Below are 16066 nucleotides of genomic sequence, written 5' to 3'. Positions count from 1 at the left end.
GAGCGCGAGCTTTGGAACGCCCGCGGTGCCCGCCGGCGCGAGGGTGGCGCGGACGGGTGATCGCCCGCTCAGGGCACGTCGTCGTCGACGTTGGGATCGAACTGCCCGCCATCGGCCAGGGCCACGGGCGTCGCCGTGACCGCGACGCCGTGCTCGCGCAAGGTCTCGTCGACCAGCTGTGCGACCTGGGCGGCAATCCCCGTGCAGAAGGCGTGACGCGCCGCCGAGGTGAACTCGCCCTTGGGCGCGGTCATGTGGTTGCAGATCGTCGACTCGACGCCGTCGCGATCGAGCTCCGCGTGGACCCGGGCGAGGTAGCGCGTCATCGCGCTGCGCAGCGCGGGCGTGACCTTGCCGCAGGGGTCGGGGTCGCCGAGCAGCTCCCCAAGCAGCAGCTGCCCGGCCACGATGGCGCCGCAGGTGCCTTCACCGGTGATGCCGCCGCGGCGCAGGCTCTGGTAGGCCGCGGTGGGGCGGCCGAAGGCCTCGGCCAACGCGATGCCGCACGAGCGATGCGGCGTGCGCTCGCCCTGGTAGAGCACGAGCGCCTTCGAGCGGATCGGGCCGCGCCCCTGCACGCCGGTCGCCATCACCGGCGATCATGCCACGTCGGGCGCGTGGCACCAGGCCTCGACGCGCGGCTCGGGCCACGGCACCGTGGGTGCAAAGCACGGCGCTGCGAAACGACCGGCGGCGATGGCCCCGGCGAGCGCGAGGTCGACGGCGCCGCGGTCGTGCGGGCGATCGAGCACGAGCGTGCACACGCCGGCGCCGATCGGATGGCGACCCAGCACGAGGTGCTCGAGCAGCGCGTGGCCGAAGACGAAGGCGCAGCCGCGATCGGCGAGGGCGTGGTCCATGCCGTCCACGTCGGCGTGGGCCCGCGCGGCGTCGAAGCCCGCGATCGTCGTGTCGTCGCCGACCACCAGCACCGCGGTCTCGTCGAGCAACGCCAGAGCGTCCTCCTCGCGGCTGCGCGGGCCGGTGCGCGCGCGAGCGGCCATGGCCGCGGCGACGCGGGCATGCAGGGCGCGCTTGGCCACGGGGAAGCCCGCGAACACGATCACGTTGAACGCATCATGCCACGAGCGATCGCGGGTGGGGATGCACCCCTGGGCGATCGCGTGTTCGTAGGCGTGGGCGCGCGACGACGGCGCGACCAGTTGCCAGTTTTCGGGCGCGACCAGGCGCGCGAGCTCGTCGCGCGTCGGTGGCTCGGCGCTCGCGAGCGCGGGGTAACGCCGCGCCAGGGCCCGCAGCGGCACATGGTCGTGCCACGGTGATCGATCGCTCACGTCGCCATGTCCGGCGCACGAGCGTAGCCGAACGCGGGCCTGGAGTAGCCTGCACTCGCCCATGCCCGTCCTCGATGCCGCCGTGCGATCCGATCTCGAGCGCCTGCACCCGGAGCTGGTGACGATCCGCCACGATCTCCACCAGCACCCCGAGCTCGGCTTCGAGGAGCACCGCACGCAGGCACTCGTGCGCACGTTCCTCGAGCGCCACGGCTGGACGCCGCGGGCGTGCGCGGGCACCGGCTTGGTCGCCGATCTACACGGGCAGCCGCGCGGTCGCACGATTGCGCTGCGGGCCGACATGGACTGCTTGCCGATGCCCGAGCACACCGATCTGCCGTACCGCTCGGTGCACGAGGGCCGCGCGCACAAGTGCGGCCACGATGGTCACACCGCGGTGCTGCTCGGTGTCGCGGCGATGCTCGCGGCGCGCCGCGAGCACATCGCGGGCAACGTGCGGCTGCTGTTCCAGCCCGCCGAAGAGGGCGTCGATGGTGGCGGTGCCAAGCGCATGGTCGCCGAGGGCGCGCTCGCGGGCGTCGACGAGGTCTACGGCCTGCACAACTGGCCCGGCCATGCGCGCGGCCGAGTGCACGTGAAGCCGGGCCCGATGATGGCGCAGACCCACTGGCTCGGCATCACCGTGCACGGTGTCGGTGGTCACGGCAGCCAGCCGCAGATCTGCCGCGATCCGATCGTCGCGGCGGCGCAGATCGTCGTCGCATTGCAGACCGTGGTCGCGCGCGGGCTCGGCTACGACGGCGGCGCCGTCGTGAGCATCTGTCGCTTCACGTCCGGCACCACCGACAACGTGCTGCCCGAGCGCGCCGAGCTCGAGGGCACCGTCCGCACCTTCGCGCCCGACATCACCGCGCGCGTGCTCGAGCGCATCGGCGAGGTCGTGCACGGTGTTGCGGCGGCGATGGGCGTGCGCGCCGACCTGCAGCTCGAGCCTGGCTACCCGGTGGTCATGAACGACCCCGACTGTGCCGAGGTCGTGCGCAGCGTCGCGGCGCGCGTGCTCGGGCCCGACTGCGTCAGCGATGCGGGCCTGCCGATCGCGGGCGGCGAGGACTTCGCCTACCTGTGCCAAGCGGTGCCGGGCGCGTTCTTCTTCGTCGGCACGGGTGACGCCGATCGCGAGACGCCCGGGTGTCATCACCCCGATTTCGACTTCGACGATCGCGTGATTCCGGACGCGATCGCGATGTTCCTCGGCATCGTGGACGAACGCGCGCGCTGATGCCGAGGATGCCGCGGAGGATGCCGACCCCGTAGCTGTTCTTCGGGGGCCTGAAGCTCCGCGGTGGGTGCCGCGTGCGGATCGAGTGTCGGCGGCGGGACCGGCTGCAACGGACTCGGGGGGGCGGCGTGTCCGGACACTAGAACTCGAAACAACGCTCGAGTTCCTCTGCCGGCGCACACTCGTCGGGCGGAGGCACGAGGTGGAGCGTGAGTTCGTCCGCCGGGTCATCCCTGTCGTCGACGACTTCGAACTTCCATGAGCAATTTCCGTTCGATGTATCCGAATGCTGCCACGCGAGCTGCAGGGAATCCAACGTGTCGATCGGCACGCAAACGCGCTCTCCGCCGGTGTCCGCCGCGGTGCCGGCCGCATCCGACACACTGCAGATGGTGTCGCTGTCCGCTCCCAAGATCGTCGCGCAAACTTCGTACTCGTCGGTGTTCTCACCGGCCGCGGAGATCCCCACGAAGTGGTCGGCATCCACGTGATGCAAGGTCCCAAGGGGAAGGCAGTCACGAACGAGTACTTGGTTCGTGTATCTCTCGCACGATTGATACGCGGCGACCGGCTCGAGCTGTGGCGTCGCTCGGTCCTCGCCTGGTTCGGAGCACGCGACCAGCCCACACAGCGGTAGCCAGCGCAGTCGAGAAGCCTGCGCGCCGTGCCGACTCGACCTGCGCGAGTCAGAAAGAACGCATCTGCGATTGTTGTTCGCCCCCACCAGGAGATCGGGTAGCACGCGGCGGCAGCCGTTGCAAAGGTCTCGCAGCGCGCGTTGCCGCCAGAAGCAAATCGGCGACGACGGAGACCCGGGAGTGAACGCATCGCGGACGCTTCGGCGTTGAACGCCCTGTGTGCGTTGGACGGGCCGGCGTGCTGGTGGCGGCATGCCAGAAGTCCGGCTCGCTCGCTCATTCCTCGTGGAAGATCAGCTCCCCGATCGTGCCCGAGATCGAGCTGACATAGCAGCAGTCGTCGACGCCCACGTCGACATCTGCGCTCAGGAAGAACACGTTGTTCGCGAAGCTCGGGCCGCTCATGTCGAGCGTGAGATCGATCGGGCTGCTCTCGCAGCACAGCACGGACTCACGAGTGATCGTCGCCGTGCCGGTCGCGGGATTGTAGCTGTAGCCCTCGATCGGCGGTGTCATGTTGCCCAAGGCCTGGGCGATGTCGCGTCCCTCCAGCTGTGTGCAGGCGGCGGGGACCGCGGGGTCGCCGTCGACGTAGAACGTCATCGTGACGGTGAAGGTGACGACGGCAGCGCCGGCATCGGCACCGGGACTCGGCCCGGTGAGGCTCGCGCTCAGGCTGCCGATCGGGCAGCGATCGGCGTCGTCGATCTTGCCGTCCTTGTTCACGTCGCCGCGCTGGTTCTGGGGATCGTAGAGCGTGGCGGCGTAGGAGACCGCGAGGGCGCCGCTCGGGTAGTGGGTGCAGGCGTCGCCACAACACTTGTCCTCGGTGGCCGGGTTGGGTTCGTCGTCGCACGACGCACCCATCTCCTTCTCGGGATGGGTGCAGACGCCGGCGACGCACACGTCACGGGTGCAAGAGTTGAGGTCGTCGTCGCACTCGGTGTCGTCGGCCACGGCGGTGTTCGAGCAATGGCCGTCGGCGCAGACATCGTCGGTACAGTCCTCGAGGTCGTCGCAGTCGGAGTTCTGCGTGCAGCCGCCGCCCGTGGACTCGCTACCGGTCGTGCCCGACGACGACGACGATGACGTGCCCGTCGACGACGAGGAGCTGCTCGACGACGACGACGACGTGCCCGTCGACGACGACGTGCTCGACGACGACGAGCTGGACGACGAGCTGGACGACGACGAGCTGCTGACCCAGGCACGCAGCGCGGACCCATCGGTGTCCGCGGCGTCCATCTCGTCCAACTCACTCGCGCAGGCCGTCACGGCCACGATCGACACCACCCAGAGATTCGCTACCCGTCCGTGCATCGCACCACCATCCCTGCCGGGTCCGCGCCCGACGTCGGGGTTGGTAACGCCCACGCGCCGGTGGTTCGGTCGGCGCGTGTCCGTGGTCACGCGCGGGAGCTCGACCATCGCGGCGTGGCGCCCGCCCAGCGGCCGCGGGCGTGCCTCGACGGCGGATCGCAGACCGGCGATGATCCCCCGCGGTAGGTGAACATGACGATCCGTCCTGCTGCTGGTGGTTACCTCGCGTTGGCGCCGTTGCTCGCGTGGGCCTGCGGCACCACTGGCGATCGCGACGACGCGGTCATCTCGGAGACCTCTGCGCCGGGCTCCGACGGCGGCACGAGCACGACGGCGGCGACCTCGGTGAGCGGCCAGACCACGAGCGCGACGGGCCCCGCGGACTCGAGCGGCTCGGGCAGCGGCCAGGGTCCGATCTTCGATGTCGGCGTCGGCGACGAGTCCGGTACCACCGGTGCGCCCATCGACATCTGCAAGGTGAGCGACGAGGGTGATGCGATGGGGCCGTGCGAGATGAAGGCGCCGGCAGACTCGTTTGCGCCGATGTTGCAGTGGAGCTGGGCCGGGCAGGGCAGCTTCAACGACAGCATCGTGACGCCGCTGGTCGGCAACCTGACCGACGACAACAGCGACGGCGAGATCGATCTCTGCGACACGCCCGACATCGTCGTGACGGTCAACACCGGCACCTGCGCCGACGCGCACCTGTTCGTGCTCGATGGCGCGACCGGCAGCCTGCACTTCGAGATCGTCGCTGCGGTCGCGCGCGCGAGCACGCCCGCGATCGGCGACATCGACGGCGATGGGCTGATGGAGATCGTCGCGCAGACCGGCTCGAACGGCAGCTGCGGTGGTTCGGGCGTGTCCGCCTGGGAGCACGACGGCACCCCCAAGTGGCAGAACGACGGGATGGGGCTCTCGGGCGAGCACGCGATCGCGCTGGCCGATCTCGACAACGACGGCAGCACCGAGATCATCATCGCGAATCGGGTGCTCGACGGCGATGGTAACCAGCTGTTCGCCGCCGGTGATACCGACTTCAGCTCATTGTACTGGACCTCGTCGGCGGCCGCGGATCTCGACGACGATGGTGATCTCGAGCTCGTGCTCGGGCGCAGCGCGTGGCATCACGACGGCTCGCAGCTGTTCAGCACCAGCATCGAAGGCGGACACCCGACCATCGGCGACATCGACGACGACGGCGCGCCGGAGATCATCGTGATTCAGAGCAGCGGCTTCACCATTCTCGAGCACGATGGCACCGTGAAGCTCGGCCCCATGAATCCCACCGGCGACGGCGACTGGCGTCGGCCCGCGACGATCCACGACCTCGACGGCGACGATCATGCCGAGTTCGCGGTCAGCTCTTCGAATCACTACACCTCGTTCGAGGGCGACGCCTCGACGAATTGGAGCGCACCGGTGGCCGACCTCAGCGGCCTGGCCTCGGGCACCGCGTTCGACTTCCTCGGCGACGGCATCGCCGAGGCCATCTACGGTGACGAGAGCCAGCTGTGGGTCTTCGACGGTCTCAGCGGTGACGTGCAGCTGATGGCACCGCGCGGCAGCATCACGATCATCGAGTACCCCGTGGTCGCCGACGTCGACAACGACGGCTCGGCCGAGATCGTCGTGGTCACCAATCACAACGACGCGCACCCGACCGTGCAGGTGTACCGCGACGCCCAAGATCGGTGGATCCAAGCCCGCCGCATCTGGAACCAGCACACCTACCACGTCACGAACGTGCGCGAGGACGGCACCATCCCGCAGCACGAGCCGCCGCACTGGCAGTACCTCAACACCTTCCGCACCAACGCTCAGATCGAGGGCGGCTCGGTCTGCGAGCCCGAGGGCTGAGCGTCGCCATCCAGGAGCGTGGGCGTCTTCGCGGATCATTCGCTCCAGTCGCGTGCGATCGCGGGAGGAATCGACGGGCCCTGGATCTCGCGCCGCCACTCGTGCGAACCGGAGGCTCGTGCGCGGCATCTTCGCAACTGAGGACGGACCGACGACATGATCGGGTGGAGACGATGGCTCGCGTGCGCGGTCGTGGCGGCTGCGGCCTGCCAGCCGTCACAGCCCTGCTCCAACGCGACGCTGCGCGCCGGTGTCGCGAGTCTGGAGTCATGGCGCGAGGCACACCCGCTGTGGTTCGGTCCGAGCCCCAACGAGGGTCGAGCCGGCCGGATCGCCTACGAGGCCTGTCCCGGACTGCCCGTGGCCTTTCTCTCGGATGAGCATCTTCACGTCCCTCTCAACCTCGACCGGCACGACGCCGCGCTGCGCTCGACGTGCGCGGACTTCGAGGCCTCACTCGTCGCTGCCAGGCAGGCCTTCGCGAACGGGGCTGGATCTGCGAAGGCACGGCGGGCGGCCTACGAGCCCTGCGAGCTGGGTCACTTCGGACTTGCCGACCCTGTCCGCTTCGAGCTCTCCGGGTCGCACCTCAGCACGTTCGCCGCCTACGACCAGATGGTGCGCCAGGGCGCCGAGCCAGACCTGGCTGCGGCGCTCGCCGACCACTGGCTGTGGCAGAGCCCTTGGGCGTTATCCGACGCCGACTTGGCGCGACTGCCCACCGTTGATGTCCGAGGCCGTCAGGGCGCGGGCATCGCGATGCGGGTCACGCGAAGCGGCATGACTGTCGGTGTCGATGACGCCGCGCTGCATACCAGCGAGATCGACGCGGCGATCGCAGCAATCGCGCCGCACCTCGCGGCCACGCGCGCGAGCGATCTCGGTGCGCAACTGATCCTGGTGGCCGACCACGATGTGCCTGGGCAGCAGCTGGCGGCGCTCGCCGAGGCCGCGCTCGTCGCCGGCGCCGACGAGGTTGGTGCGATGGCCACGGATACCTACGGGAACATCGAGTTCGTCGATGTCGCAGCCGATCCGCAGGTCACCATGCCCGAGCCCGGTGCGCTCGGCATCGAAGGGTTGCGGGTCGTGTGGCAGTCCCAAGAGCCCCAAGCGTCCTCGGAGGTTCTTGCATTGCATTCGACGGCACGGTTGACGGTCGACACCAGACCGAGCGCGCGACTCGTGGTCAACGCCACCTGCTCGAATGCACCCTACGAAGGGCTCACCACCGAAGCGAGGGAAGTGATCCCCGCGGGCGCACTGCCACGCGCTGGCGGCACGGTGGCGATCGATCAACGTCTGTTCATCCGCGTCGGATACTACGGATCCGGGATCGGCTGTCGCGTGACGACACTGCTCGTGGATCCGGGCCTGACCCCCGCAGTTCGCGACCGCGTAGACGTGTGCTTCGATCGCGATGCGAGCGAACCGGGCGCTTGCCCGCCACGCGCCGTGATCGGCCCGCATGCTTGGTCCGTCGACATCGAGAAGGACGGCAGCAGGTGGGACCTGGGCGTCACCGCAGGCCGCACCCCGGCACCCGACCACTTGGTCGTCTTGACCAGCTGCCCACAATCTGGACTGCCAGTGGTCGAGTCTCAGATCGTCGAGCATGAGTTCGTGGCGCTCGATGCCGGCGAATGGGTCCGGCTATCGGCGCACATCCAGCCCGACACCGGTCTTCGTGAGCATGTGTGCCGCGGTGCCGTCGTCGGCGTATCACCGGGACAGCGGACGATACCGTTGGCACGCGTATGCCTGCGCAACGGCGAGATGACGCCCGGTGAGTGCGTGTCGCCGCCACCGCCAGCGCGGACAATCCGTCAGCCCGCGCAGCCGCCGGCTACGTTCGACTTCTCGGTGTTCCTCCCGAGCCGAGACGCTTCGTCGGCATTCGTCATTGGCAAGCTCACGCTATGGGCACCCGCGCCCGAGTCCGCGTCACTCGAGCTCGTCATGCGTTGCGGCCGCAGGATCACGCGCCATCCGATCGAGGGCGGGTCGACGCAGGCCATCGCATTTGCTCGCGCAGGCGAGATCGTGCAGGTTCATGCCCACATCGATCACCAACCGACCCGGCAGCGGTGCCGTGCCAAAGTTCTTCTGCGGGCCGAGGGCTCGTACGGAGTGTCCACCTCGTGGCTGGTCGGCGAGGCGATGATCGGGCGCGTTGGGTGAACCTGACGATCGAGCTGCGGGACCTGTGAGTTGTCTCGCGGGTGGCGCGAGGATCGATACGACGCCGAACGGCACCCACGGCTGCGTCGTCGAGTCAACGCGCGGACCCCCGCGTACGGCGCAGGAGGAAGCCATGGGAATCTGGAACACAGGCGCGCGCATCATCGGCAACGGACACGAGTTCACGATCAACATCGTCGATCAAGAGAATCCCGGGCTCAGCATCATCATCGGCCCACGCGAGGTCGCAGATTGGCACGGGGTCATCTATCCGTGGTGCAACAGCGCACACGAGGTCGGGACCAAGGCATTTCACGTCACCAACGCGGAGTACGGGACCACGATCGCATATCTCTTCCAGGACTACGAATCGCAAGAAGTATATTGGTCGGCGTTTGCGAACGAGTGGAATCACCGCGTCCACGTTGCCGACAACATGCAGTCGACTGCGTGGCACGAGGAGAGGTACGACTACTTCGACATCTTCCTCATGCCCGCGCACACCGTCGGGCTCCCCAAGGTCTGGGGTCTTCACTCGCCGAATGGCCTGAGCGACACCCAGCGGCTGACGCAAGGCAAGGCACTCCTCGTCGAGGCGCTCGCCGTGGACGGGATCCACGTGTAGCTCGACGCAGCGACGTCATCACTGCCTGCACAGAGCCACGACTCAACCGTGCGAGCGCCGCTGCGTCGTCGCCGAGCCGCACCGCGATCGGTCCGTTCGGCGTCGCCGCGATCGACCGTCACGTCGATCACGAACCACGCTCGTCGTGGCGCGTGTCCGTGGTCACGCGCGAGCGGCTGCGCGACGGCGCCGCAGCACGACGCAGACCAGCGCGAGCCACCACCCGCTGCTGCCGCGCGACTGCGTGCAGCCGCAGCCGCTGCCGCCACCACCGCCGCCGCCATCGAGCCCCGCGCCGCTCTCGTCGTTGGCCGTGCCGGCCGAAGCTCCGCCAGCGGTGCCGTCGGCGGTGGCCGAACCCGAGCCGCTCTCGTCCGCGCCACCGGTCGTGCCCGCGGGGTCGGGCGGCAGCGGCGAGTCGAGCAGCCATCGCACGGTGCGTCGCAGCTCGGTCTCGTTGCCCGCCAGGTCGCGCACGCGCGCCAGCACCTCGACCTCGGGATCGTCCAGAGGCGTGTCGAGCGGGATCTCGAGCACGTCGTGGGGCATCGCGCCGCCTTCGGCGAGCATGGTGGTGCAGTTGCCCGCGCCGTCGACGATGCACACCAGCAGCGACGCGACATCGATGCCGCTGGGGACGTCGACGGTGCCGACGCGCAACGCCGTGACGGCGTCGTTCTCGTACAGCGCCGCGAGCGTGAGGGTGGGGCGCTGCGTGTCGGTGAGCTCCTCGGGGCCGCCAGGTGCACCGATCTCGATCCAACGTGCGAGCAGGCCCAGCTCCTCGGGCGTGATCGTGGTCTCGTGGGCGGGACCGAAGTCGAGGTCGCGATCCTCCGCCGGGCTCGCGTCGTCGAAGGTCGCATCGGTGTTGCCGTCGGTGCGCTGGCCGGCGGCCTTCCAGTACAGCAAGCTCCCCAGCGAGTTGAACGCGCGCACGTAGCGGGTGAGCTGCGGCCGGCGGAACGAGGTGCTGCTGCCACCGGCGCCGGTGTTCATGCGTTGCGCCTCGGGCACGCATGACTGCCCGCCGTCTTCGACGAGGCACCACCACGTCGAGCCCTCTTCGATACCCGGCAGATCGAGCGCCAGCGATCCCGCCGGCGTCGCGCCGCCATGGCAGCTGCTGCAGTGGGCGTCGAAGATCGGCGAAATGTCGCGCTCGAAGTCGATCTGCAGCCCGTAGCCCTCGACCTCCCGCACCGCGGGACCGTCGGCGGTGACGCCGGCCAGCAGGGGCACGGTGCCCTCGCCGAGCGTGATGATGGGGTAGTCGGGGAGGCCGGCGAAGGTCTCGTCGAACCCGACGCGCGATTCCTTCGAGTGCACGTGGCATCCACCGCAGGTCTTCATCTCACCGGGGCGCAGGCTCTGCCAGCTCTGGTCGGTGTTGAGCGTGCGGCCGTCGCAATCGATGCCCTGCATCAAGTACGGCATGTTGGCCGGGAAGCGCACGAGGAAGCTCGTGTCGGGGTTGCCACTCGGATCCATCAGCGCGGCGCCGCCCTCGTCGGTGTTGCGCACGCCGAACTCGCCCAGGATCAGCACGCGCTCCCCGGCGACGTTGGCGATCTGCTCGTAGGTGTTGTCGCCGCGGTTGGGCATCACGCCGAGGATCCGCACGCCGCACAGATCGTCGTCGCCGTAGTCGATCGTGTCGGTGCCCTGCAGGTGGAACTGGTGCTCGCCCTGGAAGTGGATGCCACCCACGGGGTGGGTCTCGCGGTCGAGGATCGACGCGGCGCCGAGCAGGCCGAACGGCGTGCCGACAGGAAGGTCTGGGCGCGATGTGGCCCGATCGGCGCGCGGGATCTCGGCCGGGCGTTCGATGCCGTGGATCGCCGCGTAGGGGACCACCGCGCGCGGCATGATCTCGTGATACTGCTTCGAATCGACGATCTGTTCGAGGTCGCTCGGATGCAGCGATGGGATCGTCGTGACCTCGTAGATGCCCGCATCACAGCCCGGTGTGTCGAGGCCGAGCTGGGTGAACACGTTGGCCGCGTTGCCACCCCCCGAGCCGGAGGTGTTCGGCGGCGTGGGCAGGCCCAACGACGCGAACACGCCGTTGTCTGCGACCGTGCTGCACGCGCCCTTGCCCCACACCACCGCGAGGCCACCGTCGGGTAGCGCCGTGGGGTGGCCGAGCTTGCCCGCCCACGGCAGCGGATCGGCGTACTCGGGATGGACGTACGCGGGCGCAGGCATCAGCGCCGCGAAGCTGTCCGAGCTGCTCGACCACGTCGCGAGTCGGATGATGTCGCGCGGCGCGTACAGATCCGGCAGGGGCGCCTCGTGGTCGAGCATGCCCTCTTGCCCCTCGGGCTCGGGCATCACGCCGACGATGTTTCCGAGCGCGTTGTTGTTGCCGCGGTAGTAGTCGTTGAACCACACGCGGCCGGCGGAGTCCTGGGTGAGAAAGTGCGCGGCCTTGTGATCGACATTGGCCGAGGTGATCGGCGAGTGGTCGCCGCAGTGCTGCCCATAGAACGCGAACGGTTCGGCGCCGTCGGGTGACTGCACGAAGATGTTGAAGTGGTTGCCGATGGTGCCGAAGCCGCCCGGGCTGCCGTTGGTGTAGCGGAACGTGATGCCGCCGAAGATCTGCCAGCTCGAGTAGGCCACGCGTCCGTCGGCGAGCACGAGCGGATGCTGCTCCTGGGACAGCGAGTGATGGCTCGCCAAATCGACGTTGCGGCCGTCGGGATCCATCGACCAGATCCGCGAACCCGGCGCGGCGCTGTTGGTGCCGAAGACCATCGTCGAGCGGTTGCCGTCGCGCGTCGATGTGAACGCGATGCGTCCGTCGGGCAGCCAGGCGGGGCCGGCATCGATCGCGCCCGCCACGTGGGGCAGCGCAGTCACCTCGCCGCTCGCGACATCGACCAGGTGCAGCTGCGCTTCGGTCGTCGCGAGGTTGCGCCCGGGCAGGTCGTGAAAGGCCCCGTCGCCGCCGATCGCCTCGGAGAAGCTCTCCTCGCCGGGCACCAGCGGACCGCGAAACACCGAGAACGCGATGGTCTCGCCGTCGAACGAGACCGCCGGGTCCATCGCCGCGCAACCGGCCTCGTCGGTCGAGGTCGCGGTGCAGTCGTACAGCACGGTCTCGGTGCCCTCGGGTTCGCGCAGCACCAGATCGCACGGTGCTGCGAAGCCCCCGAAGAAGTGCGTGACGTCGGGCAGGATGTCGTAGATGTCGATGCCGAAGATCGTCGTGCCGGTCGGCAACTGCAGCGGCTCGGTCGTGTGGGGGCAGCGCACGTAGACGATCGGTTCGTCCTGCGCGTGCGCGACCGCGGGCAGCGCGACGACGAGGGCCGGGAACAACCACGGAAGCGGGCGCGTGGGCATCGCCGTAGGAGGTCGCACGAGCCGGGCAAGACGGCTCAGCGCACAGTCGGCCTCGTCCGAGCCCGGTGGGCGAATGCTCGGCCCTCGAAGGGGGTGCGGGAGCCTCGTGCCGGCTCAGCTCCCGCTGAGCACGCGCTGCACGATCGCCTCGTCGACGGCGTAGATCCACAGCGCGTCGTCGTCGCGTCCCTCGACGAGCGTGGCGCGCCCGTCGTCGCCGGAGGCGCCGAACACGACGCGCATCGTCTTGCCGCTCGCGAGCTTCAGCTCGATCTCGCCGACGCTGCCCCAGAGCTTCCCGCCTTGCGTGAGGTTGAACCCGCGCGCGGCGAGCTCGAGGGCCGTCGTTTGGGTCGATCGATGGATCGGGAAGAAGCGAGCGCCGAGCAACGCGGCGAGTGCCGCAGCGTTCGCGGGGTGTGTCTGGACGTCGGCGAGGAGCCCTCGCGCCGCGTCGATGCGATAGGTGGTCACGGATGCCGACGCGATCTGCGGGGGCGTCGGGCCGAGATCGACGCCGCGGGCGAACGACCGCACCGATGGGTTCGCCGCGAGCGCCAGCCGGACGGCGCGTGGCTCGGAGGCGAAGGTCGGATGCGCGAGTCGTGGGTCGCCGTTGCCGGCGACGAGCACGTCGAGGACGGTCGCGCCGTCGGCATCGCGCGCGACGATCCGGATCGCGTCCGACGTGCCATCGGCGCTCGGATCTCGCAGTACCGTGGACATTGCTGGCGCGGGCTCCCAGCGCGCCGTCGCGAGCGCGTCGAGCAGCGCGTCCACGCGTGCCGGCTCGGCGGGCTCGGCGAGGCCGGAATGCATGATCCACGCGTTCTCGCGGTGCTCCAACCGGAGCCACTGGAGGAGCCGCTCCTGGTGACTGCCGAGCTCCGCCGGCAGCCTGCGATCGTATTGCGAGCGCACCTCGATCGCGACGACCGAGGCGCGCGTCGCCGGATCCAACAACGGCGCGCCGACGACCGGTGCCACGGGGTCGTCGCCATCGCCCACGAGCTGGCCGACGAGGCCGGCGAGCAGGCGTTCGTTGACAACTCGCTCGTGGTCGATCTCGAGGTCGATGCGCGCGTCGCCGAAGACGTCGAGGTCGGCGGCGACGATCACCGGCGCGCGGGTCGTGCCGCCGGGTGCGTCGACGCGGGCCACGATCGTGCGCACCTGCGCATCGGTGCTCTTGCGCGGCACGGGTGCCTCCTCGCTCGAGCGGATGAGTTGCGGCCCGAACAACGGATGATGCTGGACGTAGTCGTCGCTCGCGGCGGTCCGCGTCGGACGCCGCGTCGTCACGAGGGGCGTCCACGCGATGGCATCGCCGGTGGCGGAGAGGTCACCGGAGAACGACAGCACCAGCGGTCCGACCAGCGGCGCCTTGGCGTCGGCGGTCACCAGCTCGAGCGGCGCGTCCGCGATGCCCTCGGCATCGACCACGACGTCACCGGGCCGCCACGCGACGCCCAGTCGTGCGAGAAACCCGACGGCATTGCCTTTGGTCGGGCCCGACGTGTCGCCCGACAGGCTCGACCCCGCGCTGCCGGCGATCGGTTCGCTCGGCCCGAGGCGGAGGTCGACGATCGGTATCGGATCGGCGACGAGGATCGCCGGCACGCCGCCGTCGATGGCTTCCGCGAGGCGTTCGAGCTGCGGCTGAGTGAGCGAGGAGAGCTGCGGCACGACGACGACGCCGACGCTGGCTTCCATCGGACCATCGAGGTCGAGCGGCACGAGGTCGAATCGACGGTCGAGCGCCGTGATCGCCCGCCACGGTCGGTGGTCCGGCGGGCCGCCGCCGATCCACGGAGCGCCGGTCACGATGCCGATCGCCCGCCCGCGCCCCGCCGGCACGGCTTGCGAACCCGAGGGCGGTGCGCTGCTCGGTCGAACGCAGGCCAGCGCGAGGGCACAAGCGGCGAGCGCGACGCGGAGCATTCGCACCAACAGGCTATCACGCCAGCAGCGGCACGGGGCTCTGCAGTCGCGACGAACCCCCGCTCACCCGCGCGCCCTGCATCGAGCGGGAGTTCGGCCTGACCATCGTGCGCTGACGCCATGGGCGAACGTGACACCGCCCGCGGTGCGGTGCGGTCGCGCCGCGACGCGGATCGGGTCATCGCAGGGGTCGTGTGCGGATCGATCCGCGTCGACCCAGCTCGCGGCCCGGGCCCTTCGTGCGCCGCACAAGCCTGCGCGATCCCACGGGTATCGCGGCTCTCCACGGGGCACTCCCCGGGCCTGGAACACCGCCTGCTCTCGAGGGGACGCCAAGAGGCCCCGCCATGCACCGAACGAAGCTCCGAACGAAGCTCCCCACGAAGCTGCTCGCCGCGTCCCTCGTCACCGCGCTCGCGGCTCCGCTGGCGGGCTGCAGCATCATCACGATGGTGGTCGATGCGGCGAAGAAGAACGCCGCCAAGCTCGATCACTGGGAGGTCTCGAAGATCACGCTGGGGCTGCGCGACGCCAAGGGCATCTGTGCCCGCGGTGGCGTCCAGCTGGCGGTGTACGCCGACGCGCAGCACAAGCGCCGCAAGGGCAAGCACAAGCGGCTCGAGACCTGGTCGCTGGCCGACGAGGGCAAGCACGCCGGCAAGCTCGACTTCGAGGAGTTCGGGTTCACCGCCGAGGGCGGCGAGGTCGATCTCGAGACCGGCGCATTCGTGCCGGGCAGCGACATGCTCGCCAACGAGCTGAGCGGCTTCACCATCACGGCGAGCTATCCCCGCGAGCGCAAGGTCGCGCCTTCGACCCTGCGCTTCGAGCCGAGCTACGACTGCATCACCCACGCTGGATCGTTCGGCGAGTTCGGCAGCAGCGGTCGCGGTGGTGCGACAGGCTCGATGGGCAAGTCTGGCGACGGCGGAGGTGACAGCGCGCCGGGTGCCGATGGTGCGATCGGCGACGACGGTGGCGACGGTGGCAATGGCGGCGACGGTGCCGATGGGCCGCGCATCACCGCCTACGCCACGCTCGTGAAGACGCCACACCACGATCGGATGGTGCTCGTGAAGATCGAGGGCGATGTCGACGACCTCGTGCTCATGGACGCCTCGAAGCCGGTGATGATCGTCGCCGGTGGGGGCGACGGCGGTGATGGTGGTGCCGGTGGCAATGGTGGTCGCGGAGGCAGCGGCGGCGGAGGCAACCCCGGTGGCACCGGCGGCAATGGTGGCCGCGGCGGCAACGGAGGCAGCGGTGGCAACGGCGGCAACGGCGGTGTGCTCGAGGTGATCTACGACGCGTCACTGCCAGAGCTCGCGAGCATGATCGCGCTCGATGCCTCGGCCGGTCGCGCGGGTGAGGCCGGCCGTGCGGGCCGTGCGGGCGACGGTGGCTTCAGCGGCAACGGCCAGGGCAGCGGCGGCAAGGCGGGCAAGCACGGCATCGATGGCGCCGAGGGCAGCGCGGGCCAGCCCGGCCGAGCGGGCAGCGACGGACAGAGCAGCGCGCGCGCGGGCGATGTCGGCTCGGTGTTCGCGAGCTTGCCGGCCGGCATCACACGACTGTCACGCTGAGGGGCGCGCGAGCATATCGCCGCGGTGGT

11 protein-coding genes are annotated in these 16066 nt (G+C 69.8%); 5 read left to right on the top strand and 6 right to left on the bottom strand.

Translation table 11 applies throughout. The annotated features are described in order from the left end of the window. Positions 1 to 68: 68 nt before the first annotated feature. The gene (locus tag IPH07_35110) at positions 69 to 560 is read right to left on the bottom strand and encodes a C-GCAxxG-C-C family protein (GenBank protein ID MBK6922673.1); all 492 of its coding nucleotides are present in this window, start codon (positions 558 to 560) and stop codon (positions 69 to 71) included. 39 nt (positions 561 to 599) lie between these two features. Beyond that, positions 600 to 1295 carry a DUF3025 domain-containing protein gene (locus tag IPH07_35105; GenBank protein MBK6922672.1) on the bottom strand — a complete coding sequence of 232 codons (696 nt, stop codon included), beginning with the start codon at positions 1293 to 1295 and terminating at the stop codon, positions 600 to 602. Positions 1296 to 1356: 61 nt separating this feature from the next. On the opposite strand from IPH07_35105, the gene IPH07_35100 reads away from it, so the two are divergent. Beyond that, on the top strand, positions 1357 to 2538 hold the full coding sequence (locus IPH07_35100; protein MBK6922671.1) for an amidohydrolase: 1182 nt from the start codon (positions 1357 to 1359) through the stop codon (positions 2536 to 2538). A gap of 139 nt (positions 2539 to 2677) precedes the next feature. Here the strand turns inward: IPH07_35100 and IPH07_35095 are convergent, their stop codons facing one another. Further along, positions 2678 to 3025 (bottom strand): hypothetical protein, encoded by a 348-nt coding sequence (locus IPH07_35095; GenBank protein MBK6922670.1) that lies wholly within the window; start codon positions 3023 to 3025, stop codon positions 2678 to 2680. A gap of 427 nt (positions 3026 to 3452) precedes the next feature. After that, positions 3453 to 4496, bottom strand: a complete 1044-nt coding sequence (locus IPH07_35090) for a hypothetical protein (GenBank protein MBK6922669.1) — start codon at positions 4494 to 4496, stop codon at positions 3453 to 3455. Positions 4497 to 4688: 192 nt separating this feature from the next. Between IPH07_35090 and IPH07_35085 the strand changes: the two genes are divergently transcribed. The 3 genes from IPH07_35085 to IPH07_35075 all read left to right on the top strand — a co-directional run bounded on the left by IPH07_35085 (position 4689) and on the right by IPH07_35075 (position 9162). Beyond that, positions 4689 to 6356 carry a VCBS repeat-containing protein gene (locus IPH07_35085; GenBank protein MBK6922668.1) on the top strand — a complete coding sequence of 556 codons (1668 nt, stop codon included), beginning with the start codon at positions 4689 to 4691 and terminating at the stop codon, positions 6354 to 6356. 156 nt (positions 6357 to 6512) lie between these two features. Further along, positions 6513 to 8537, top strand: a complete 2025-nt coding sequence (locus tag IPH07_35080) for a hypothetical protein (GenBank protein ID MBK6922667.1) — start codon at positions 6513 to 6515, stop codon at positions 8535 to 8537. A 133-nt stretch (positions 8538 to 8670) separates the two neighbouring features. Further along, on the top strand, positions 8671 to 9162 hold the full coding sequence (locus IPH07_35075) for a hypothetical protein (GenBank protein ID MBK6922666.1): 492 nt from the start codon (positions 8671 to 8673) through the stop codon (positions 9160 to 9162). A gap of 162 nt (positions 9163 to 9324) precedes the next feature. On the opposite strand, the gene IPH07_35070 is transcribed toward IPH07_35075, so the two are convergent. Continuing rightward, positions 9325 to 12513, bottom strand: coding sequence for a PD40 domain-containing protein (locus IPH07_35070; protein ID MBK6922665.1), 3189 nt, complete (start codon positions 12511 to 12513; stop codon positions 9325 to 9327). 114 nt (positions 12514 to 12627) lie between these two features. After that, positions 12628 to 14337 carry a hypothetical protein gene (locus IPH07_35065; GenBank protein MBK6922664.1) on the bottom strand — a complete coding sequence of 570 codons (1710 nt, stop codon included), beginning with the start codon at positions 14335 to 14337 and terminating at the stop codon, positions 12628 to 12630. Between the two features lie 464 nt (positions 14338 to 14801). Here IPH07_35065 and IPH07_35060 point away from each other — a divergent pair, with 464 nt between their 5' ends. Next, on the top strand, positions 14802 to 16037 hold the full coding sequence (locus IPH07_35060) for a hypothetical protein (GenBank protein ID MBK6922663.1): 1236 nt from the start codon (positions 14802 to 14804) through the stop codon (positions 16035 to 16037). Positions 16038 to 16066 lie beyond the last annotated feature (29 nt).

This window comes from Deltaproteobacteria bacterium, from assembly GCA_016709225.1.
Taxonomy (GTDB): domain Bacteria; phylum Myxococcota_A; class Polyangia; order Nannocystales; family Nannocystaceae; genus Xiheibacterium; species Xiheibacterium phototrophicum.
Note: the sequence above shows the minus strand (reverse complement) of the source record. Positions and strands in the feature narration are given on the sequence as shown.

Bases quoted from the DNA above. Each gene is read 5' to 3' on its own strand.
- IPH07_35100 (MBK6922671.1), top strand. From the start codon at position 1,357: ATGCCCGTCCTCGATGCCGCCGTGCGATCCGATCTCGAGCGCCTGCAC.
- IPH07_35090 (MBK6922669.1), bottom strand. From the start codon at position 4,496: ATGCACGGACGGGTAGCGAATCTCTGGGTGGTGTCGATCGTGGCCGTG.
- IPH07_35085 (MBK6922668.1), top strand. From the start codon at position 4,689: ATGACGATCCGTCCTGCTGCTGGTGGTTACCTCGCGTTGGCGCCGTTG.
- IPH07_35080 (MBK6922667.1), top strand. From the start codon at position 6,513: ATGATCGGGTGGAGACGATGGCTCGCGTGCGCGGTCGTGGCGGCTGCG.
- IPH07_35075 (MBK6922666.1), top strand. From the start codon at position 8,671: ATGGGAATCTGGAACACAGGCGCGCGCATCATCGGCAACGGACACGAG.
- IPH07_35070 (MBK6922665.1), bottom strand. From the start codon at position 12,513: ATGCCCACGCGCCCGCTTCCGTGGTTGTTCCCGGCCCTCGTCGTCGCG.
- IPH07_35060 (MBK6922663.1), top strand. From the start codon at position 14,802: ATGCACCGAACGAAGCTCCGAACGAAGCTCCCCACGAAGCTGCTCGCC.